The sequence below is a fragment of the Streptomyces sp. NPDC003016 genome (assembly GCF_053591455.1).
Window position 1 is genome coordinate 38591 of sequence record NZ_JBSFTV010000024.1, and the last position, 23480, is coordinate 62070.

At 71.9% G+C, this 23480-nt stretch carries 2 protein-coding genes; both read right to left on the reverse strand.

Annotated elements, in window-relative coordinates:
- Positions 1-6 precede the first annotated feature (6 nt).
- A complete protein-coding gene (locus ACWDZ4_RS21460) occupies positions 7-7707 on the reverse strand; it encodes an amino acid adenylation domain-containing protein (protein WP_451510006.1) in 7701 nt (2566 codons plus the stop codon).
- On the reverse strand, positions 7704-23435 hold the full coding sequence (locus ACWDZ4_RS21465) for an SDR family NAD(P)-dependent oxidoreductase (protein ID WP_451510007.1): 15732 nt from the start codon (positions 23433-23435) through the stop codon (positions 7704-7706). The genes ACWDZ4_RS21460 and ACWDZ4_RS21465 overlap by 4 nt, the downstream gene beginning before the upstream one ends.
- Positions 23436-23480 lie beyond the last annotated feature (45 nt).

Genomic DNA, 23480 nt, shown 5'->3' on the forward strand with positions numbered 1-23480 from the left:
TGGTCATTAGATCCGGCCTTCCAACGCGTCCAGCTCTTCTTCGCTCATGTTCTCGATGAGGCCGATGCTCTCCAGGATCGTGGCCACGTCGAGCGCCCCCTCGGCCGGCGCCACGGGGGCACGCCGTTCCAGCTCGGCGGCCATCTCGGCGAGGGTCGGTCCGTCGAAGACGGCCTGGATGGGCAGCTCCGCACCGGTCGCCTGCGCCAGGCGGTTGACGAGCCGGGTCACCAGCAGCGAGTTGCCTCCCAGCTGGAAGAAGTCGCTGTGGGCACCGAGGTCGCCGGCGTCCGTGCGCAGGAGGTCGGCCCAGACGGCGGCGACGGTCCGCTCGGACTCGGTGCGCGGGGCGACCCGTTGCTCCGCGTTCCGGCGAAGGCTCTCCGGCGCGGGCAGGGCACGGTGGTCCAGCTTGCCGTTCTGCGTGAGCGGCAGTTCGTCGAGCAGGACGTGGGCGGCGGGGACCATGTACTCGGGCAGCGCCGCGCGCAGGGCGCTCCCGACGTCCCTGAGCAGCGCGTCGGAGCCGGACCAGCGGGTGCCGGCCGTGGACGGCTCGTCGGTGCCGGCGTCGTGCGGCGTCTCGTCCGCCCGGCGCGCGTAGACGTTGTAGAGCGTGGTATTGCGCAGCAGGTGGTTGTCCTGCTCGCAGACGACGTCGTAACCGAGGGCCTTCAGCAGGGTGACGACCTTCTCCAGCTGGCCGTCGACGTCGTGGAGCTCCACCACGAGCTGGCGGATCTTCGGCCAGTCCCGCCAGTGGATGCCCTTGAGCACTTCGTACTCGGCGTTCTCCACGTCGATCTTCAGGAGGTCGATCCGGTCGATCTCCTCCTCTTCGATGATCTCCGAGAGGGTCCTGAGGCTGCAGGTGAACTGCTCGCTGTCGAGCCGCGCGTCGACCAGTTCGTCGACGAGCTCGTCGCCGGCCGTCCCGCCGCCCTCGCCGTCAGTGCCGCCCGCGCCGTCCGTGGCCAGTTCCTCCTGGTTGCGGAGGTAGGAGCGGACCATCTCGTGCGCCTGCTCGGCGGTGGTCACACTGGAGGAGATGACGGTGTTGTGCCGGTAGAAGGTGAAGGTCTCCTCCTTGGTCTCCGCGGCGAGACCGCATGCGTAGACCTTGGCGTCGAGGCCGTGGAGTTCCACGTTGCGGCGCAGCGAATCGAACACGGGCGGGATCGGTTCGAAGGCGTAGATCTTCGCGTCGGGGCAGCGGCTGCCGGCGAAGAGCGTGAACATGCCGATGTTGGCACCCACGTCGAAGATGCGGTCACCGTTGCGGATGGTGATCCCGTTCCGCAGGTATTCGAGGTTGGTGAAGATCTCCTCGTAGACGAATTCCGTCTCGCTCCTGTTCTGCTGGAAGACCGTCATGCCGTTGGGCAGTTCACAGGTCTGCGCGAGCGCTTCGGGCTCGGTGCGGCCCATGCGCAGCAGCGCGCGGACCGCGGGGGCCCGCTCGGCCGACGGCACCACATAGGCGACCAGGCGGCGGTCCTGGTCGTCGTATTCGCGTACCACGACGCGGGCTTCCTGGACGGCGGGGTGTTCGGCGAGTTTCGTCTCGATCTCCCCGAGCTCGATACGGAACCCACGGATCTTGACCTGATCGTCGTTACGGCCCAGATACTCCAGCGTGCCGTCCGCAGACCAACGCGCCAGATCACCCGTCCGGTACATCCGCGCACCCGCGACACCACAGAACGGATCATCCAGGAAACGCTCCGCACTCAACCCCGGACGATTCAGATAACCCCGCGCAACACCCGCACCACCCACATACAGCTCACCCACAGCACCGACCGGAGCCGGCCGGCCGAAACGATCCAGAACATACGTCCGCAGATCAGGAATACGCCGACCGATCGGACTCACCGACCGCTCCACATCCCCCTCACCCAACAACCGGTACGTCACATGCACCGTCGTCTCAGTGATCCCGTACATGTTCACCAACTCGGTACCACCATTGACCGCACGGCCCATCCACGGCCGCAACGACGCCACATCCAGCGCCTCACCACCGAACACCACCACACGCAACCGATGCGCCGCCGCCCCCTCACCCTGCGCCGCGATCAACTGCCGAAACGCACTCGGCGTCTGATTCAGCACCGTCACACCCGACGCACACAACAACGCATAGAACTCACCAGGACTACGCGTCACCGCCTGCGGAACCACCACCAGACGCCCCCCATGCAACAGAGCGCCCCACATCTCCCACACCGAAAAATCAAACGCAAACGAATGGAACAACGTCCACACATCCCGCTCACCGAAACGGAACCACTCATCCGTCGCAGTGAACAACCGCACCACATTCCGATGCTCAACCATCACCCCCTTCGGCACCCCCGTCGAACCCGACGTATAAATCACATACGCCAAAGACGACGACGACACACCCGGCACCACAACATCAGAAGAATCACACCCCGCCCACAGACCCGCATCCCCCCGCACATCCACCACCGGAACCGACAAAACCCCCAGCCCCACAGGCAAAGGACCATCCGTCAGCACCACACACGGCGCACTGTCCTCCAACTGATACCGCACCCGCTCCACCGGCGACGACGGATCCAACGGCACATACGCACCACCCGCCTTCAAAACCGCCAGAACACACACCACAACCCACTCACTACGCGGCAGACACAGAGCCACCAGAACATCCGGCCCCACACCCAACCCACGCAAATACCCCGCCAGACGATTCGCCCGCTCGTTCAACTCCCCATACGAAACAACCCGACCCTCACACTCCAACGCCACCGCACCGGGCGACCGCCCCACCACCTCCTCGAACCACTCATGAACACAACGCCCCACCCCACCAGAACCAGAAACCGCGCCAGAACCAGAACCAGAAACCGCGCCGGAAACAACACCCGGAACAGAATTCCACTCCACCAGCACGCGCCTGCGCAGCCCGGCGCTCAGCACGGGCAGCTCCAGGGCCGGGCCCTCGGCCGACTCGTCCCCGGCGAGCGCGTCGATCAGGTTCGTCATGGCGGTTTCGAGGTAGCCGATGACCAGTTCGGCGTCCTGCGCCTGGTCGATCTGGGCGTCGAGCGAAAAGGAATGGCCCAGATCGTCGACCGAGAGGGCGACCGGGTAGTTGCTGCGCTCGATCACGCCGGCCAGCGACCTGACACCCGCACGCTCCAGCTCGGAGTCGTCGATGCGGTCACCGGGCTCCAGGTGCCGGTAGTTCAGGATCGCGTTGAACAGGGGCGTCTCGCGGGGCACGTCGCTGTGGCCGTGGGCGACGGCCAGCGGGGTCTGCTCGTGGCGCACCAGCTCCCGCAGCTCCTGGTCGACGGTGCGCACCAGGTCGCGCACGCTCGTGCCGTCGAGGCCGACGCGCACCGGGAGCGTGTTGATGAAGTTTCCGAGCATGCGCTCGATCCCGCGGGGGCCCTGCAGGCGCCCGGACATCACCGTGCCGAAGACCACGTCGTCGCGTCCGCTGCACGCCGACACGACCAGCGCCCAGCCGGCGTGGAACAGGGTCGCCGGGCTGACCCGCAGCTCCTTGGCACAGTCCCTGATCCGCTGCCCGAGGCGGCTGTCCAGCGGGCGGCGCAGGTCCCGTACGCGGCGGCCGTCGCCGTGCACGTCGTGCAGGCCGAACATCGCCGTCGGTTCCGTCACGTCGCCGAGCTGGGCGCGGAAGAAGCCCGCCGGGTCCAGGCTCTGGGCACGGTGGCGGACGTGCGCGATGAAGTTCCGGTACGGCACCGGCTCCGCGAGGTCGCCCTCCCTGCCCGTCATGTGCGCGACCAGCTCCTGGAACAGGAAGCCCAGCGAGGTGGCGTCGTCGATGACGTGGTGGAGGTTGAGTACCACGAACCACTCCGGGGTGCCGGGGTGGCGGGCGGCGCGGAGCCGGATGAGGGGTGCGCGGTCCAGCCGTATCGTCTGCGGCCGCGCCAGCAGCTCACGGATCTCTTCCTGGATGTCAGCGCCGGGGCGCACCTCGAACTCCTCCGGTTCGAGGTCGGCGTGCCGGACCACGACCTGCAGGGGCTGCGGCAGCCCCTGGGTCAGGATCGCCGTGCGCAGCGCGTCGTGCCGTGCGACGACCTGCCGCAGGGCCCGTACGAAACCGTCCAGGTGCGCCCGGCTCTCGAAGGAGAACACACCGGAGAGCACATAGGGGTCCCGGCCGCTCTCCTTGAGGTGGTGGAACAGCATCCCCTCCTGGAGCGCCGCCAGCGGATAGACGTCCTGGAGGTTGGCGGCTCCGCCGGGCACCGCGGCGACGACCGTCGCCAGTTCGTCCTCGGTCAGTGACACGAGCGGGAGCATGTCGGGCGTGATCCGGGTGCAGCCGGCCGGGATGCCGTTCGGCGGGACGGTGAACGGCTCGGCAGCCGCCTCGCCCGTCGCCGGGTCGTCCTGGGCCGCGGTCGCGGCGGAGTCGATGGTGGCCGCCAGCTCGGCGAAGGTCGAGGCGCCGAAGACGCTCTGGAGGTCGCAGTCGAATCCGCTGTCGGCCAGTCGGGCGGTCAGTTTGGGGATGAGCAGGGAGTGCCCGCCCAGTGCGAAGAAGTTGTCGTTCACACCGATGTGCTGCTCGTCGAAGCCGAGCAGGCCGGCGCAGATCGCGAGCAGGGACCGCTCGGTGTCGGTGCCGGGGGCGACGCGCTCGCCGGCGACGCCGTACGCGCTCGAATCCGGTGCCGGGAGCGCCTTGCGGTCGAGCTTGCCGTTCGCGGTCAGGGGCAGCTGCTCCAGGCGGACCAGGGCGTTCGGGATCATGTACTCGGGCAGCGTGCGGCCGAGGTGCCGGCTGAGCTCCTCGTGGAGGTCGCCGGTGAGCTCCCGGTCCAGGACCACGTATCCGACCAGCCGCGGGTCGCCGGGGCTGTCCTCGCGGGCCAGTACGGCGCAGGCACGGACGGCCGGGTGCCGCGCCAGGCGCTCCTCGATCTCACCGGGTTCGATGCGCAAGCCCCGCAGCTTGACCTGGTGGTCGAGGCGGCCGAGGTACTCCAGGGTGCCGTCCGCCGTCCGCCGGACCAGGTCGCCGGTCCGGTACATGCGCGCGTCGGGGTCGTCGGCGTACGGGTTCGGGACGAACCGTTCACGCGTCAGAGCGGGGTTGTTCAGATAGCCGCGGGCCAGGCCGGCACCGGCGATGTGCAGTTCGCCCGCGCAGCCGACGGCCTGCAGCCGGCCGAAGTCGTCGAGCACATGGAGCTGGATGTTCTGGATCGGCCGGCCGATCGGCACGGTGCCGGCCGGCTCCGTGGAGGGCGGGCATGCCCAGTGGCTGACGTCGATGGCCGCCTCGGTCGGCCCGTAGAGGTTGTGCAGCCGTGCGCCGTGCACGGCGTAGTGCCGTGCGGGCAGCTCCGGGGGCAGGGCCTCGCCGCTGCAGAAGACCTGGCGGACGGAGGTGCACCGGGCCCAGTCGTCCTGGTCGAGCATCAGGCGCAGCATGGACGGGACGAAGTGCAGGGTCGTGACCCCGGCCGAGCGGATGAGGGAGATCAGGTGGCCGGGGTCCTTGTGACCCGCGGGCTCGGCGAGGACCAGGCGGGCGCCCGTGATGAGGGGCCAGACGAACTCCCACACGGAGACGTCGAAGCTGAACGGCGTCTTCTGGAGCACGACGTCGTCGGTGCCGAGGGCGTACTCGTTCTGCATCCACTCCATGCGGTTGACGGCCGCCCGGTGCTCGACCATCACGCCCTTGGGGCGGCCGGTGGAGCCGGAGGTGTAGATGACGTACGCCAGGTGGCCGGGGCCGACGGCGGTGGTGGCAGGTGTCGCGGCGGCGTCGGAGCCATCGCCGGTCAGCCGGCCCTCGGCGTCGAGCCGGACCACCCGGTCGGCGCCGGACAGCACGGACGTGTCGGTTCCGGCCTGGGCCAGCACGATGCGGGCACCGGAGTCCTCGATCATGTACTGGAGGCGCTCGGCCGGGTAGCCGGGTTCGAGGGGCAGGTAGGCGCCGCCCGCCTTCATGATCGCCCACAGGCCGATCACCATCTCGAAGGAGCGTTCCATGCAGACGCCGACGACGGTGTCCGCCGTGACGCCCCGGTGCCGCAGCTCACGGGCGACGGCGTCGACCCGGGCGCCGAACTCCTCGTACGTCAGCGTCCGCCCGCCCAGTTCGAGGGCCGTGCGGTGGCCGTGGCGGGCCACGGCGGCGTCGAGGAGGTCGGGCAGGCTGCGGTCGTCGGAGTAGGGACGACGGGTGTCGTTCCACTCGCCGAGCAGCTGATGACGTTCCTCCTCGGACAGGTGCGATGCCTCGGAGAGCAGTTGCCCGGGTTCGGCCACCAGTGACCGCAGCAGGCGCCGGTAGTGGTCGAGGAAGCGCTCGACGGCCTCGGCGTCGAAGCGCTGGGCGTCGTACTTGAGGTGCAGCGTGTAGTCGTCGGCCGCGTTCTCGAAGACCTCCAGGTGGAGCTTGAACTCGCCTTCCTGGGAAATGCGGTCGACGAACCGGAGGGACCGGGCGAGGCCGAGGCCGCGCACCTCGTCCGTCACGTGCATCATGCGCTTGTTCTGGAAGACGTACGAGACCTGGAAGACCGGCGAGTTGTCGGGGTCGGTCCGCAGGCTCAGGTCCTGCACCATGCGGGGGAACGGGTAGGCGGCGTGGTCGAGGCCGTCGGCCATGACCAGCGTCAGCTCCCGCACGAAGTCGGTGAACGGCTCGTCGCCGCGCACCCCGTGCCGGACGGGCACCATGTTGACGAAGTAGCCGACCGAGTCGTCGTAGGCGGCGCCCGGCCGGCCCATGGAGGGGACGCCGACGATCAGGTCACGCTCTCCGCTGTAGCGGTGCAGGAGCAGTTCGTACACGGCGAGGAAGAGGACGGCGGGCTTCATGCCGCGGGCGGCGCACAGGTCGCGCACCTCGGCGGCGAGCTCCGGCGTGAGCGCGAGCCGGGCGGTCTCTCCGACGACGGCGGTGCCCGGCTCGGGCGCCCGCTCGATGCCGAGGCGCAGCACGGGAAGGGGGCCCGCCAGGGTGTCCTGCCAGAAGGCGCGGTGGCGTGCGCCTTCCGGCCCGGCGAGGAGGTCGGCCTCCCAGCGGACGAACGCGTCGTAGTTGTCCTGCCGTCCGGAGGTGTCCTGCGGGGTGCGGCCCTCGATCAGCGCTTCGTACGCCTGGAGGAGGTCACGCAGCAGGACGGGGGTGGAGGCGCCGTCGAACACCAGGTGGTGGAAGACGAGCAGGACGAGGGTGTCGGGCGCGCCGGCCGAGCCCGTCGAGTAGACGAAGGCACGCGCCAGCGAGTCCCGGGCCAGGTCGAACGGTGCCTTGGCCTGCTCGCGCACGAGCGTGAGCAGGACCTCTTCGGGGAGGCCGGAAGGCACCGGCTGGTGGCGGAAGCGGATGTCACCGGGGGCCCGCGGCACCAGATAGGGGGTGCCTTCGTCCTCCACGACCACGCTGGACAGCGGGGTGTGGCGGCCGACCACCAGCTCGAACGCCTCCTGGAACACCGCGACGTCGAACGGCGCGGAGGTGCGGAAGCAGACCGGGACGTTGTACACGTCCGAGTCCGGGCGCAGCTTGTGGAGGAGCCACAGCCCCTTCTGTCCTTCGGACAGGGGGTACCTGCCCGGGGCGTCCGTACGGGACGCTTCCTGAAGCCGCTCGTAGAAGGCGAGCACGTCCTCGGCGGAGTAGGTGCCCGCCTTGAAGCCCGCCAGAATCTGGTCCTCGTTCACGCGCCCGGTGCTTCCTTCATGAGTGCCTTCAGGTCTTCGAGTCCGACGTCGCCCTGCCGGAACGCCTCCAGGGCCCTGGCCCTGGCCTCCCGTATGCCGTCGTCGGTCGTGTCGGGGGTGGGTGGTGCGACAGCCTCGGGTGCGCGCTTGGCGGTGAGTACCGCCGTGATGCGCTCCAGGGTGGCCAGCTCGACGATCTCCCGTGTGGTGAGGGTCAGGCCGAGATCGGCCTGGACCGCGCGCTGGAGGCGGGCCCACAGGATCGAGTCGACGCCGACGCCGTGCAGGTCCTTGTCCAGGGGGAGTTCACCGGCGTCCAGCCCCAGCGCCTCGGTGAAGTAGTCCGCGAGGTAGCGGCCGATGTCCTCACCGGGGTTGCGGGCCGGGGCGGGGCCGCCGGGGTCCTCCGCCCGGCCGGTGCCGACGGCGGCCGAGGCTGCCGGGGCGGGCGGGGCGGGCGGGGCGATGGCCCCGGGACGCGGCACCGTTCCGGCCCCCGGCTCGGGCCGGGGCTCGGAGCGGTGCTCGGATTCGGGCCGGTGCTGGGGGGCGCCCGGTCGGCTCGTGACCGGGGTGGGCTGTGCCGGTGACGGCTTCGGCCTGCCGGTGTACCCGGCCCAGTAGCGCTTGCGGCGGAACGCGGTCGTCGACAGCGCCACCGGACGGCGGCGCCGTCCCTCGTACAGGTCGCTCCAGGTGACCCGGCCGCCCCGCACCCACAGCGCGGCGAGCCGGTCCAGGTCGCCGTCGGCGAAGAGGCCGACGACGAACGCCTCGCCGTGGCTGCCCGAGAGCAGGTCGCCCAGGGGCCCCGCGCCGTCCTCGGCGTTGCCGAGGTGCAGTTGGGCGGGCGGCTGCTCGGACTCCAGGAAACCCTCCAGGGTCCGGCGCAGTTCCGCGTGGGATTCCACGACGAACGCGAGCCGTTCCGCCAGCGCGTCCCGCCCCGCCTGGAGGGTGTGGGCGAGGTCCGCCAGGTCGACGGGGTCGTCGCTCCCGACGAAGTCGTGCAGCATCCGCGCCGAGGCGCGCAGCCGCTCGGGATCGTGCGCGGAGAGGACGATCAGCTGCGGCCGCGTCGCGTACGGGTCGGCCCCTGCGTCCGGCGCGGAGCGGCCGTCGGTGGTTTCGGGCCCGGGGGCCTCCTCGACGACCATGCTGACGTGGCTGCCGCCCGCTCCGACGGAGTTGATGAGCGCGCGCCGGGGAGCACCGTCCCGCCCCTGGCGGGGCCGCCAGTCGCTCAGGCCGTCGCACAGCCGGAGGGGGCCGTCCTCCAGCCGCAGTTCGGGGTTGGGCGTGCCGATGGACACCAGCGGTGCCAGTTCCCGATGGCGCAGCTGCATGACGACCTTGGTGAGCTGGGCGATACCGGAAGCCGCCTCGGGGTGGCCGAGATTGGCCTTCACCGAGCCGAGCGCGATGGGCTCCGTGACGGATCCGAACACCTCACGCAGGGCGCTGAACTCGACGGCGTCACCGAGCGCCGAACCGTTGGCCGCCGCCTCCACGTAGCCGATCGTGGCGGGATCGCTGCCCGCTCGCTCCAGTGCCCGCCGCATCACGTTCACCTGCGTCCTGTGGCTCGGCGTCATGAACCGGTTGGCCCGGCCGCCGTGCAGGGAGGCGCTGCCCTTGATGACGGCATGGACGGTGTCCCCGTCCCTGCGCGCGGCTGCCAGCGGCTTGAGCAGCACCGCGCCCACCGCCTCGGCGGGCAGGTAGCCGTCCCCGTCGCGGAAGCTGCGGCTGCCCGGATGGCTGCCCAGGAGCCCGCCCTGGGACAGGGCGACGTACTTGTCCGGGTGGACCGTCAGGTTCACGCCTCCGGCGATCGCCAGCTCGGTGTCGCCGCGCAGCAGATCGGCGCAGGCCAGGTGGATCGCGGTCGCCGAGGATGCGCACATGCTGTCCACGGCCAGGCTCGGTCCTTCGAGGCCGAAGAAGTACGAGACCCGGTTGGCTATGAGGTTGTACGACGCGGTCGAGGTCAGCGCCGAGCGTACGGCGTCCTCGGCGTCCGCCCGGTACATCTGGTACATCGAGCCGACGTAGACGCCGACGCGCCGGTCATGGCGCCGCTCGATGGTCTCCTGGGTGACCCCGCTCCGCTCCAGGAGCTCCCAGACCGTCTCCAGGAAGAGCCGCTGCTGCGGGTCCATGGTCTCGGCCTCCCTCGGCGAGATGCCGAAGAGGAGCGGATCGAACTGGTCGATCCCCTCGAGGAACCCTCCCCACTTGCAGTAGCTCTTGCCGAGCGCGTCCCGGTCCGGGTCGAACAGCTCCTCGTGGTCCCAGCGGTCGGCCGGGACCTCCGTGACGCAGTCGTCGCCGGAGCGGAGCCGGGCCCACAGGGCGTCGGGGTCCGGGGCGCCCGGATAGCGCCCGCTGATCCCGACGATTGCGATGTCGTCGCCGCCGGTTGCGGTGCCGCCGCTGCCCTCGTGGTCGTGCCGGGGGTGGCCGGGGCGGGAGCGCAGTTCATCCCTCACCCGTGACGGAGCCGCCGTCCGGGCGGCCGCGGGAGCCGTCCGCGGTTGCGGCTCCCGCCTCGCGGATCCTGCGTCCATGCCGGCAGACGAACCGGCATCGGTGCCCGTGGAAGTGGAGGGGGAGGGGGAGGGGGAGGGGGAGGTGCCGGTCTCGCCGAACAGCGCACGCAGCTCGTCCTCGTGCTGGGCGATGAAGTACTCCGCCAGCGCGCGGACCGTCTGCACCTCGAAGAAGAGCGTCTTCGGCAGTGTGCCGAAGGTCTTCTCCAACTGCGCGATCAGGTTCATCGCCACGACGGAGTCCATGCCGTAGCGCTCCAGCGGCGTGTGCGCGTCCAGGCGGTCGGGACCGAGCTTGAGGGAGGCCGCCAGCTCGTGCCGGAGGTGGCGCACGGCCCTGTCGTGCAGAACCTTGTCGTGCGGCGGCTGTTCGCGCTGGGCCTGGTCGTGCGGAACCTCCTCGTGCGGCGCCCGTTCGCGTTGGGCCTGGTCCTGCGGGGTACCGGCCTGCGCCCGCTCTCCGGTCAGGCGCGGCAGCAGCGCTTCCCGCTGCCCGGCCACGACCAGGAGCCTGCCGTCCCGCAGGCCGGTGCCCAGCTCCGCCAGACCGGTCCGCAGCGCGTGGAGCCCGCTCGCGGTGTCCAGCGGCAGGAGGTCCATACGGCGCAGCCGCTCCTCGGTCACCCCGTCCACCCGCATTCCGCCGTCCGCCCAGAGCGGCCAGTTGACGGACAGGGTCCTGCCATGCCGCAGCCCGGCGTCCGCGAGGCGGTTGCGATGGGTCGCGTAGGCGTCCATGAAGGCGTTGGCGGCCGCGTAGTCGGCCTGCCCCGGATTGCCGAGGGCGCCGGTCATGGAGGAGAAGCAGAGGAAGACCTCCAGCGGCTGGTCCCGGGTCAGCTCGTCGAGATGGACCAGCCCCGCGACCTTGGGCGCGAGGACCCGCGCCAGCTCCTGAGGCGTCTTCCTGATCACGAAGTCGTCGCGCAGGACGCCGGCGCTGTGCACGATGCCGGTCAGCGGCCCGTGGGTGCGCGCGACGTGCTGGAGCAGACGCTCGACGGCGCCGCGGTCGGCGACGTCCATCCGCTGGTGGTCCACCCGCAGTCCCGCCGCCCGCAGGGCGTCGACGGCGTGCCGCTGGTGCTCGGTGAGCGCGGACCGGCCGGTGAGGACCACGGTCGCGCCCCCGGTCGAGGCGGCGATCTCCTCGGCGGTGATCAGGCCCAGGGCGCCGGTGCCGCCGGTGATCAGGTAGACGCCGTCCGCGCGCCAGGAGGACTCCGTCACCGCGCGGGGCGCGGCAACCACTTCCTCCAGGCGCCTGACCTGACGCCGGCCGGCGCGGTAGCGCACCTCCGGACTGCCTGCACCGGCCGGCTCCGCGCGCAGCCGGTCGGCGACGACGGCCGGTACGGCGGTGTCCAGGCAGTCGATCAGCCCGGTCCGCAGCTTGGGGTTCTCCAGCGTCACGGTCCTGAGCAGACCGCTCAGCCCGCCGAACACGGCCCGGCGCTCGTCCTCGTCGTCGCCGGGAACTCCGACGAGGACGACCTGGAGCAGCGCGGAACCGCGCACTCCGCGCTCCAGCAGAGTGCGTGCCCGGGCGAACACGCGCTGCGTCGCGACCAGGTACTGGCCGTCCAGCGGGTCGTCGTCGGTGAGTTCGACGACTTCGTGGTGCACCGAGGCGGGCAGCGCCGCCGTCAGCGCACGCGCCTCTGCGGCCGCGAAGGCGAGGAGGACGACATGATGCTCGTCGACATCGTCGTCGGCCGTGAGAACGGCGGCCCTCTCCGGCTTCCACACCGGCCGCAACAGCATCAGATGCCCGGCCCCGGAACCCGGACCGGACCCCGAACCGGACTCGGATACGGACCCGGCGCCCGGCGAGACCGGGAGCGTGGTCCCGGTCGCCACAGGCGCGGACGCGGTCTCCGCCACGGAGCCGACGGGACCGACGGGACCGACGGACGCGGGCAGTTCCCGCAGGGCAAGGCCGCGCAGCTCCACGCAGATACGGCCGTGCTCGTCGTACACGTCGATGTCGTAGGTCCGCGCGCCGGAGCGGAGCCACACGTGGGCCCGCTCGGGCGTGGCCGCGTGGACCTGCACGCTGTCCAGGGCGAACGGCACCATCGCGGCCGCCGGGCCCGGCGCCGCGGCGCCGCGGCGGACCAGCCCGACACCCGCCTGCAGCGCCCCGTCCAGGATGCTCGGGTGCAGGCACAGTCCCCCGGCCGCGGCCCGGACACCGTCCGGCGTGCGCAGGTCGGCGAAGACCTGCGAGCCGCCGTCGCCGTCACCGACCGTGAGACGCTCGATGCTCCGGTAGGCCGGGCCGTAGTGCAGGCCCTTGCCGGCGAAGTCCGCGTACACCCGAACACCGTCGAGCCGTTCCCCCGCGCACCGCGCCCGCAAGGCGTCCAGGGACACCTCGTACCGTCCGGGCACCTCCTCGAGGAGGGTCGCCCGGCCTCGTCCGGCCAGTTCCTCGTGATCGTCGTCGCCGGTGCCCGTCACATACAGTTCGTACTCGCTCTCGTCTCCCTCCAGCACCCGCAGCCGCAGGTTCAGCACCAGCTCGCCGCCCTCCAGGGCGACGGGCCGCAGCCACACGATGTCGTGCAGCCGGACGCGGCCGGGCTCGGTCAGCTCGAAGGCGCGGGCGACGGCCTCGCGGGCCATCTCCAGTTGCGCCACGGCCGGCAGCACATACCTGTCACCGACCCGGTGGTCACGCAGGAAGGGCTCCGAACCGTCGAAACGGGTACGGAAGGTCAGCGCGAAGGCCGTTGAGTCGTTGCGGTGCAGCAACGGGTGCAGGACCGCCTCGGACGGCACGGGCGTCCCGACCGCGCCGATCCGCGAGGCGACGGCCACATCGGAGCCGGAGCGGGTGTCGAGCCAGTGGCGCTCGCGGGCGAAGGGGTAGCCGGGCAGGCCGATACGCCGGGGCCGCGCCCCGCCCGCCGGGTACAGCCGCTCCCACACGACGGCCTCTCCCCCGGCCCACCGGTGCGGCAACCGGTCGAGTGCGTTCTCGGTCTCCGGGTCCACGTCGCCCTGTGCGAGGGCGGTGCGGGTGTCCTGACCGGGTCGTACGCTGCCACGGGCCCAGTCGCCGGGCCCGGCGGGGTCGGCGAGGAACGCGTCGAGCCGTTGCTCGACGGACTCCAGCGAGCCGGCCGTGAAGGCCAGCCGTTCGTCAAGGGCGACGCGGCCGGTCTGCAGCGTCCACGCGAGGGACGCCAGGTCGTCGTCGGTCAGTTCGGCGACGCGGGCCCGAAGCCGCCGGGCCTGCTCCACCAGCTGCTCATCGGTCGCCGCCGAGAGCGGGATCACGGCGGTGCGGGGGCCGGACGCCACGGCTGTGCGCGCCGGCGTCTGCTCGCCCGTTCCCGGCCGGTACTCGGCGATGATCACATGGGCGTTCGAGCCGCCCGCGCCGAAGCCGGAGACTCCGGCGACGCGCGGCCCGTGCCACGGTTCCAGACGCTGCTGGACCCGGAACGGCGTCCCGTCGAAGTCGATGTGCGGGTTGAGCGTGCTGGAGTGCAGGCTCGGCACCAGCTCGCCGTGGCGCATCTGGAGCAGCACCTTGGTGACACCGGCGACACCGGCCGCGCTTTCGCAGTGGCCGATGTTGGACTTGACCGAGCCGATCGCGCAGCTCTGCGGGGGCAACGCGCCGCCGCCGGTACGGCGGAACGCCTTGGCCAGGCCGGCGAGTTCGATCGGGTCACCCAGCGAGGTGCCGGTGCCGTGCGCTTCGAGGTAGCTCATCGAGGCCGGATCGACCCCGGCCCTGTCGAGCGCCCGGGCGATCACATCACCCTGGGCGGCGGGGCTGGGCACCGAGAAGCCATGGGTCCTGCCGCCGTGGTTGAGCGCGGTGCCCTTGATGACTCCGTGGATCCGGTCGCCGTCGGCGAGGGCACGGGCCAGCGGCTTGAGCAGTACGGCGCCCACGCCCTCACCGGGCACGTAGCCGTCGCCGCCCTCGCCGAAGCTGCGGCAGCGGCCGTCGCTCGCGGCGAACTTGCCCTGGCTCAGCATCAGGTACTTGTTCGGATGGACACTGACGTTGACACCGCCGGCGATCGCCGCTTCGCACTGGCCGCTCTTGATCGCCTCACAGGCGAGGTGGATCGCGGTCAGCGAGGAGGAGCACATGGTGTCGACGGCCATGCTCGGGCCGTGGAAGTCGTAGAAGTACGAGACCCGGTTGGCGATCGAGGACGGGCTGCCCGAGAGCGCGATCCGGTGCCCGCGCGCCTGCGCCTGGGCTCCGTGCAGCTGGTACTCCTCGTACATCACGCCGACGAACACGCCCACCTTGCCCGCCTGTACGACGGACGCCTCTGCGCCGCGCTCGGCGGACTGCCGGGCGAGGAGCTCACCGGTGTATCCGGCGTCCTCCAGCGTGTGGTGGACGCATTGGAGGAACAGGCGCTCCTGGGGGTCCAGGTACTCGGCCTCACGTGGCGAGATGTTGAAGAAGAGGGGGTCGAACCGGTCGACGCCGTCGAGGAAGCCACCCCACTTGCAGGCGGCGTCACCGTAGTCGCGGTGGTCCCAGCGGTCCGCCGGGATCTCCGTGATGCAGTCACGACCGGAGCGGAGGTTCTGCCAGAACCGGTCCAGGTCCTCGGCCTGCGGATACCGACCGCTGACCCCGACGATCGCGATGTCGGTCACGGCGTCGGCCGGGCCCGCCGGGCCGGCCGCAACGGCCTGGCCGAGCGGCGCTGCGGCGGGCGTGGCCGTCCCCGTATCGGTGCCGGAACCCGCATCGGTGCCGGAACCCGCATCGGCATCGGAACCGGCATCGGCATCGGCATCGGCATCGGCATCGGCGGCCAACGCGGTGTGCAGCCGTTCCGCGTACTCCTCGGCGAAGTGCTCGCTCAGCGCGCGGATGGTCCGCACCTCGAAGAACAGGGTCTTGGGCAGCAGTCCGAAGGTGTCCTCCAGGTGGCGCGTGAGCTCCATGGCCATCATGGAGTCCATGCCGTAGTGCTCCAGCGGAGTGTCGACGTCCAGCCGTTCGGCGTCGACCTGGAGCGCCGTGGCGAGCTGGCGGCGCATGTAGGGCACGGCACGGCCGGCGAGCGGCGCTCCGCCCGGCGCGTCCTGGCCCGAGGGGGCCCCGGCAGGGGCGGACGCCGGCCCGGCGGGGGCCCTCGCGGGAGTGGGGGCCGGTTCGCCGGGGAGCACCCGTGCGCTCAGTCCGGTGAGCTCCACGCACACCCGCCCGTGCTCGTCGACGAGCGTGACATCGAGCTTGGCCGAGGCGTCCTCGGGGCGGGCCCCGCCCTGATACCTGATCCAGGCGTACGCGGTCGCCGGGGTCGCGGCGAGCACGTCGAGCTCCTGGAGCGCGAAGGGCAGCGCGGGCCGGGCCGAGCGCCCGTCGCGGCCGTCTCCGCCGTCGGCCAGGAGCTCCAGGCCGATGGTGGCCTGGAGGGCTCCGTCGAGGATGCTGGGATGGAGACCGTAGGACGCCGCTCCCGCCTCCCCCGCGGACTGCGGCAGACGCAGTTCGGCCAGCACCTGGGGCCGTCCGACGGCATCGGCGCCCACGGTCAGCCCGGCCAGCGAACGCTGCGCCAGGCCGTAGCCCATGCCCACCCGGTCGTACAGGTCGTAGATCTCCGCCGAGGAGAAGGCGGATCCGGCGCATGCGCGGCGCAGTTCGCCGAGCGGGAGTGCCGGGCGGCCGGCCTGCGCGGCCGGTGAGGTCGCCCGGCCCTGGCTGCACAGGACGCGCGTGCCGTCGGTGTCGACGCTGTGGATGGTGTACGCGTACCCGGATGCGGCCGCGTCCGGGCCGTCGGCCAGGGGCCGCAGGCTCAGCCGCAGGTCCAGTCGGTTCCCGCGGCAGACCGCGGGCCGCAGCCACACGATGTCGCCGAGGCGTACGCGGTCCGCGGCGCCTTCGCCCAGGGCGCGGACGACTGCCGCCCGCGCCATTTCGAGGTGCGCGGCGCCGGGCAGGACAGGGGCGCCCTGCACCTGATGGTCCCTCAGGAATGGTTCGGTGCCGTCGAAGACGGTTCCGTACACCGACGTGACGGTGTCGTCCGGGCCGTTGTCACCGTCGGCGGCCGGTATGCGGCGATGCAGCATCGGGTGGGCCGGCACGGAACGGTGCGACGTCGACGGGTACTGCACCGGGGGGGACGGGATCGAGGGGGCCGCCGGCGTCGCCGCGCCCTGCGCGCCCCGCCCGGCCCAGTAGCTCTCCTGCGCGAACGGATAGGCCGGCAGGGCCGTGCGCCTCGGCCACGGGGCCTGCGCGTACCACCGCTGCCAGTCGACGGGGTGGCCCGTCACCCACTGGGCGAGGGCGTGGTCGTACTGACCGGCCGTGAGCCAGTGGTCCGCCTCGGCGAGTCGGCCGGCGTCGGGCCGGGCCGCCGTGGTCGCGGAGGCGCGCCGGGGCACCGTGCCCCGGTGCCAGCCGTCGTGGGTGTCCGGGCTCTCGACGAAGGAGGTGAGCCTGCGCTCCAGCTCCGCCACGGAGGCGACGAGGGCCGCGAGCCTCTCCTCCATCACGTCGCGCCCCACCTGGAGCGTGAAGGCGAGGTCGGACAGCTGTACGGCTCCGGAGGGCTGGTCCCGCAGATGGTCGCGCAGCCGCCGGGCCTGCTCGATCAGCTGCTGCCCGGTGCGGGCCGACAGGGTGACCAGGGCAGGACGGGAGGCGGAGCGCGAGTCCACGGACGGCGCCGGGGAACTCGCGGACAGCAGGTGAGCCGGGGAGGCCGGGAGGTCCGTGGACGCCCAGGAGGGCGGGGAGGTCCCGTTCCGCGACGCAGGGGCGTACTCCTCCAGTACCAGATGGGCGTTCACGCCACCGAATCCGAAGGAACTGACACCGGCCCGGCGCGGGATGTCCCTGCCGTCGGCGTCACGGGGCCGCTCCCAGGGACGGCGCTCGCGCACGACCTCGAAGGGGCTCCCCCCGAAGTCCAGATAGGGGTTGAGCTCCTCGCAGTGCAGGCTCTCGACCAGCGTGGCGTGGCGCATCTGGAGCAGCACCTTGATGACTCCGGCCACACCGGCGGCCAGTTCGAGGTGCCCGATGTTGCTCTTGACCGATCCGAGGCCGCAGGGGGCGGGTCCGGGCAGCGTGCCCGGCTTGCCCGCCGTCTCCTCGTACAGCGCCTCGAAAGCGCTCTTGAGTCCATTGAGTTCGACGGGGTCGCCCAGCTCGGTGCCGGTGCCGTGCGCCTCGATGTAGGTCACGGTACGGGGGTCGATGTCCGCCTCGCGGTAGGCGGCCTTGAGCAGCTCCGCCTGCGCGTGGGGGTTGGGCGCGGTCAGCGAGTGGGCCCGGCCGCCGTGGTTGACGGCCGTACCGCGGATGACGCCGAGGACGCGGTCGCCGTCGCGTTCCGCCCGGTCCAGGGGCTTGAGGACCAGGATGCCCACGCCCTCGCCCCGCACATAGCCGTTGGCCTGCGCCGAGAAGGTCTTGCAGCGGCCGTCCTCGCAGAGCATGCCCGCGCGGCTGTACCCGATGTGCAGGTCCGGGCTGACGATCGTGTTCACGCCGCCGACCAGGGCGAGGCCGCTCCGGCCGCTGCGCAGCAGCTCGACGCCGCGGTGGATGGCCACCAGCGAACTGGAGCACGCGGTCTCGACCGGCTCGCTCGGGCCGTGCAGATCGAGGAGATAGCTCACCCGGTTGGGGCCGACGGACCCGGAGACCCCGGTCGCCGCGTAACCGTCCTCGCCCTGCCGCTCCTGGAGGACCAGGTTGCCGTAGCCGCTGGGCGCGGTGCCGACGATGACGGCGGTGTCGCTGCCCGCCAGGCTCGACGGCGCGTACCCCGCGTCCTCCAGTGCCTGCCAGGCGTGGGTGAGCAGAAGCCGCTGCTGCGGGTCCATGGCGAGGGCCTCGCGCGGCGAGATGCCGAAGAAGAGCGGGTCGAAGCGGTCCGCCCCGTCGAGGAAGCCGCCCCAGCGCACATGCTTCCTGCTGTTCGGTGTGGCCGGGTCGTCGTGCATGGCCCGCCAGTCCCAACGGTCCTGGGGTATCTCGGTGATGCAGTCCCTGCCGTCGCGCAGGTTGTTCCAGAACGCGGCGAGGTCGGGGGCCTGCGGGAAGCTTCCGCTGACGCCGATGACGGCGATCGGCATCGCCGCGCCCGCGTCCCGTGCTGCCGTCCCGGGGGCGGGGACCGTGGCCGGCTCGGAGGCGGAGAGGGCCGCAGGGCCGGGTAGGGGTATGGATGCGGTGATCGGCTCGGGTACGGAGGTGTCGGCCGGCGCGGCGTCCACGGCCGCGATCCGGTCGGCGTACGTCGCGGCCAGATGAGCGGCGACGCTGTCGACGGTCCGGTACTCGAAGAACACGGTGGGCGCCAGGCTCACACCGAAGCGGTCGCCGAGCCGGCCCGCCAGCTCGGTCAGGCTGATCGAGTCGAACCCGTACTCACCGAACTCGCCGTCCACGTCGATCTCGTCGGCCGCAACCTTCAGCTGCGCCGACACCTCCGCGATCAGTGTCCGACGGGCCGTTTCCAGCGGGTCAGGCGTGCCGGAAGTGCGGCCGGCCGCACCGGTGGCGTCCCCCGGAGCGGACCCGGGGCCGCTCCGGGCGAGGTGCGCGGCGAGCCGGGCAGGTGTGGTGTGCTCGAAGAACACGGTCGGTGCCAGGCTCAGTCCGTAGCCGTCGCCGAGCCGGCCCGCCAGCTCGGTCAGGCTGATCGAGTCGAACCCGTACTCACCGAACTCGCCGTCCACGTCGATCTCGTCGGCCGGAACCTTCAGCTGCGCCGACACCTCCGCGACGAGGGTGCGCTGCCACCTCTCCTGTATCTCACGGACCGACGGACGCAGCATGTCGGCGGCGGGGGCCGGGGACACCGGCAAGGGAGCCGGGGCCTGGGCGGGAGCGGAGGCCGGCGAGGGAGGGGCGAGGACGGCGGAAGCGGCAGCGGTGAGCCCGCCGATCTGCGCCGACAGGCGGGTGAGCAGCAGCTCGCGGTCGCCGCAGAGCACGAGCGTGTGCCGGCGGCCGTCCGCGACAGCGGCCGTCAGCGCCCGCAGCGCGTCCCCGGTGCCCAGCGGGGTCACACCCAGGTCGCGCAGCCGGGCCAGCACCGCGTCGTCGACGCGCATGCCGCCGTCCGCCCACAGCGGCCAGCCGATCGACAGGGCGCGACCGGACCTGGCGCCCCGCGCGGCCAGTTCGCCGCGGTGCGCGACATAGGCGTCCATGAAGCCGTTGGCCGCCGCGTAGTTCGCCTGCCCCGCGTTGCCGAGCGCGGCCACGGTGGACGAGAAGACGATCAGCTGGTCCAGCGGCTGGTCCATGGTGGCCTCGTCCAGGTTCACCAGGCCCGAGGTCTTGGGCGCGAGGACGGCGCGCAGTCGCTCGTCCGTCTCCGTGGCGAGGTAGCCGTCGTGGAGCACTCCGGCGCAGTGGACGATCCCGTGGATCGCGCCGTGGCGTGACACGACATCGGCCACGAGGGCGTCGACGGCCCGGCGGTCGGTGACGTCGGCCCTGCGGTACTCGACCGTGACGCCCGGCGTTCCGACGGAACCGAGCTCACGCAGCCGGGCGGTGTCGGGTTCGGAGCGGCCGACCAGGACGATCGTGCCCCGGTGGAGGGACCGGGACAGCTCTTCGGCGACGATCCGGCCCAGCCCGCCGAGTCCACCGGTGACCAGGTGGACGCCGCCTTCGCGCCATGGGGTGGCAGCGGTGTCCCCGGCTTGCGGGTGCGGGAGGAGTTCCGCCAGCCGGCGGACGTACCGCCGTCCGTCGTGGTGGCGGATGTCGTGCTCGGCGTGGTCGCGGGCGTCCGCGTCGACGGCTCCGGCGAGCGCGGCGGCGGACGTGGGGTCGGTGTGATCGAAGCGGTCGAGGTACTCGACGCACTGGGTCCGCAGCCAGGGGTGTTCGAGTGCGGCCGTGCGCAGCAGGCCGGACACGCCGGCCGGTACCCGGGCGGCCGAGGAGCCGTGTCCGAGGACGACGAGCTGCACGAGGCGCTCGCCGGTGGCGCCGCGCCCGGCGACGCGGGTGCGTATCCCGCTCAGCAGGGTCTGCGTCAACCGCAGGTACTCGGCGTCCAGCGGACGATCGGCGGCCGGTTCGAACGTCCGCAGCTCGGCGCCCCGGGGCAGCAGCGCGGACAAGGCGCGTACCGCCGAGGAGTCGGTGACACCGGCGCCGACCAGCCACACGTCGTGGCCGTCCGGGACCGCGGGCGCACCGGAGGGAGCGGCTCGCGGCTCCCAGCGCGGCTCCAGCGTCAGCACGGCGCCGCCGGCCGTGTCCGGCGCGGGCGCCCGGTCGGCCGTGGCCGCGCCGTCGCCGGATCCGGCGCCGCGCCGGGCGGCCCCCGACACGTCGCGGGCCGGGTGCAGCCAGTAGGCGTCCTTGGTGAACGGATAGGTGGGCAGGGAGATCCTGCCCGGCCTGTGCCCGTCCGCGAACAGCAGCTCGAACGCGACGGCCCCGCCCTGCGCGTACTGCTCCGCGAGCGATTCCAGGCGGCGCGGATCCGTCTGCTCCAGTGCCGTCCCGTCCGGCTTCCGCTGCGGGCGCTGTGGCTTGTTCTCACCGGTCCTGACGGCCGGCGCGCTGCCGGAGTCCAACCAGGTGCGCAGCGTCCGGACGGCCTGCCCCGGAGTGTTCGCCACGTAGGCCAGGCGGTGGCGGAAGTGCTTGCGGCCCTGGAGCAGCGTGGCGCTGAGGTCCCGCAGGCTCTCCCCGGGGTGGCCTTCGATGTGGGCGACGAGCCGGCGCGCCTGCTCCCGGAGCTGCGCGGCGGTACGGGCGGACAGGGCGATCAGACGGGCGCCGTCCTCCGGCCGTCGCGCGGGGGTCATGGGGGCTGCGGGGGCCGTGGGCGCTTCCGCCAGTACGAGGTGTGCGTTGGTCCCGCTGTAGCCGAACGAACTGACCGCGGCCAGACGGGGCCTGTCCCCGCGCGGCCAGGAGCGCGCGCGGGTGTTCACGTAGAACGGGGTGCCGTCCAGGTCGATGTGGCCGTTGAGCCGCTCGTGCTGGATGGTCGGGGGCAGTGTCGCGTGCTCCAGCGCGAGGATCGCCTTGATGGAGCCGGCCACGCCGGCGGCGCACGCGGTGTGCCCGATGTTGCTCTTCACCGAGCCCAGGGCGCAGTGGCCGCGCCGGTCGGTGTGTGCCGCGAAGCTCCGCACGAGGCCGTCGATCTCCACCGGGTCGCCCAGGGCGGTGCCGGTGCCGTGCGCCTCGACGAGTTCGATGTCCGCGGGGTCGATGCCGAACCTGTCGTACACGCGCCGCTGGAGCTGGGTCTGTGCCTCCGCGCTGGGGGCGGTGATGCCGTTGGACCTGCCGTCCTGGTTGACGCCCCAGCCCTTGATGACCGCGTGGACGCGGTCGCCGTCCGCCTGCGCGTCGGCCAGCCGCTTGAGGAGCAGGACGCCCACTCCCTCCGCGGGTACGAACCCGTTGGCCCGCTCGTCGAACGCGTAGCAGCGGCCGTCCGGGGACAGGGCCCGCAGCTGGCTCATCGCCACATGCACGCCCGGCCCGGGTATGACCCATACACCGCCCGCCAACGCCGTGTCGCTGTCGCCCAGGCAGAGGCTGTCGCAGGCGTTGGCGATCGCCACCAGGGACGACGAGCACGAGGTGTCGATGGAGAGGCAGGGGCCCTTGAGGTTGAGCGTGTAGGAAACGCGGCTGGCGAGGACGGCGCTGTTGGTGCCGAGGTTCTGGTGGGCACTCAGCTCGGTCTCGTCGAGCCTGCCGCCGTAGCCGTTCACCGAGCAGCCGACGAAGACACCGCACTGCGTGCCGGAAAGGGCCTCGGGGTTGTAACCGGCCTCTTCTATGCAGCGCCAGCTCTCCTGGAGGAGGACACGCTGCTGCGGGTCCATGTACTCCGCCTCGCCGGGCGAGATGTTGAAGAACAGCGGGTCGAAGTGGTCGGCGTTCTCCAGCACACCCATCCACTTGCTGTACGACTTGCCGGGTGTGCCGGGACGCTCGTCGTAGTACTCGCCCACCTCCCACCGGGAGGGGGGTACCTCGGAGACGCAGTCGCGGCCCGTGAGGATGTTCTGCCAGAACTCGTCGAGATCGTCCGCCTTGGGGAACGCCCCGGACATGCCGATGACGGCGATGTCGACGAGTTCGATGCCGCGCCCGGCCGGCCGGGCGGGCGCCACGGGCTCGGGTGCGGGCTGCGGCGCCGGGGCGGGCTCGGGTACCGCAGCCGGCACGGGCGCGGGCTGCGGGGCCGGCACGGGTACGGGCTGCGGGGCCGGCACGGGTACGGGCTGCGGGGCCGGCACGGGTACGGCGTGCGGCTCCGGCTCGGGTACGGGAAGCTTCACGCCCGGCTCTCCCGCCAGGTGCCGGGCCAACTCGCTGATGGTCGGGTGGCCGTAGACCGTCGTCGCGGAGAGCGAGAGTCGCAGCCGGGTGTTGATGGTCCGGGTCCAGGTGACGCCCGTGATCGAGTCCAGACCCAGCTCCACGAACGGCGTGTCGTCGTCGAGATCGGACTCGGCCAGCTCCAGTTCCCCGGCCAGACTTGCCCGCAGCCACGCGGCGAGCGCGGCCTCGGCCCCCGCAGGGGTCTGCGGCCCTGCCGCGGAGTCCGGTTCGGCCGTCTGCGGCCGGATCTCCTCCCCGGCCGCCGGCCGGGCGTCCGGGGCGGTGGAGAGGGCGGCCGCCGGCGGCCCGGCGGCAGGGGTGTCGTCCGGGGACGACGGGGCGCCGGCCTCCCCGAGCAGACCCACGAGGTGGCCCACCAGCTCGTCGACCGTGGGGTGGCTGTAGACCTGGGTGGCGGAGAGCGACAGGCCGAAGTGCGTGTTCAGCCTGCGCGTCCAGGTGACGCCTGTGATCGAGTCCAGACCCAGCTCCACGAACGGCGTGTCGTCGTCGATCGCCGACTCGTCCAGTTCCAGCTCCGACGCCAGACTCCGGCGTACATGGACGGCAATGCCGTCCTCTACGGAGAGGGAACCGCTCGGGGCAGCCGAGGACCCAGAGGTCGTGGCACTCATCAGATCTCCCATGGCGCCCTCGATCAGGGCGGACAACTGGCCGAACGTGGGGTGACCGAAGACATCGGCCATCGTGAGAGAAAGCCCGAGGGAACGGTTGACCTCGCCCAGCCACACGACGCAGCTGATCGAGTCCAACCCCAGCTCCACGAGGTGCACGTCGTCGGAGCCCGGAGCCGCTTCGGTCCCGATGACGCCGGTCAACGACTCACGCAGGAACCGATGCAGATCACTATCGGTCGGGATCTT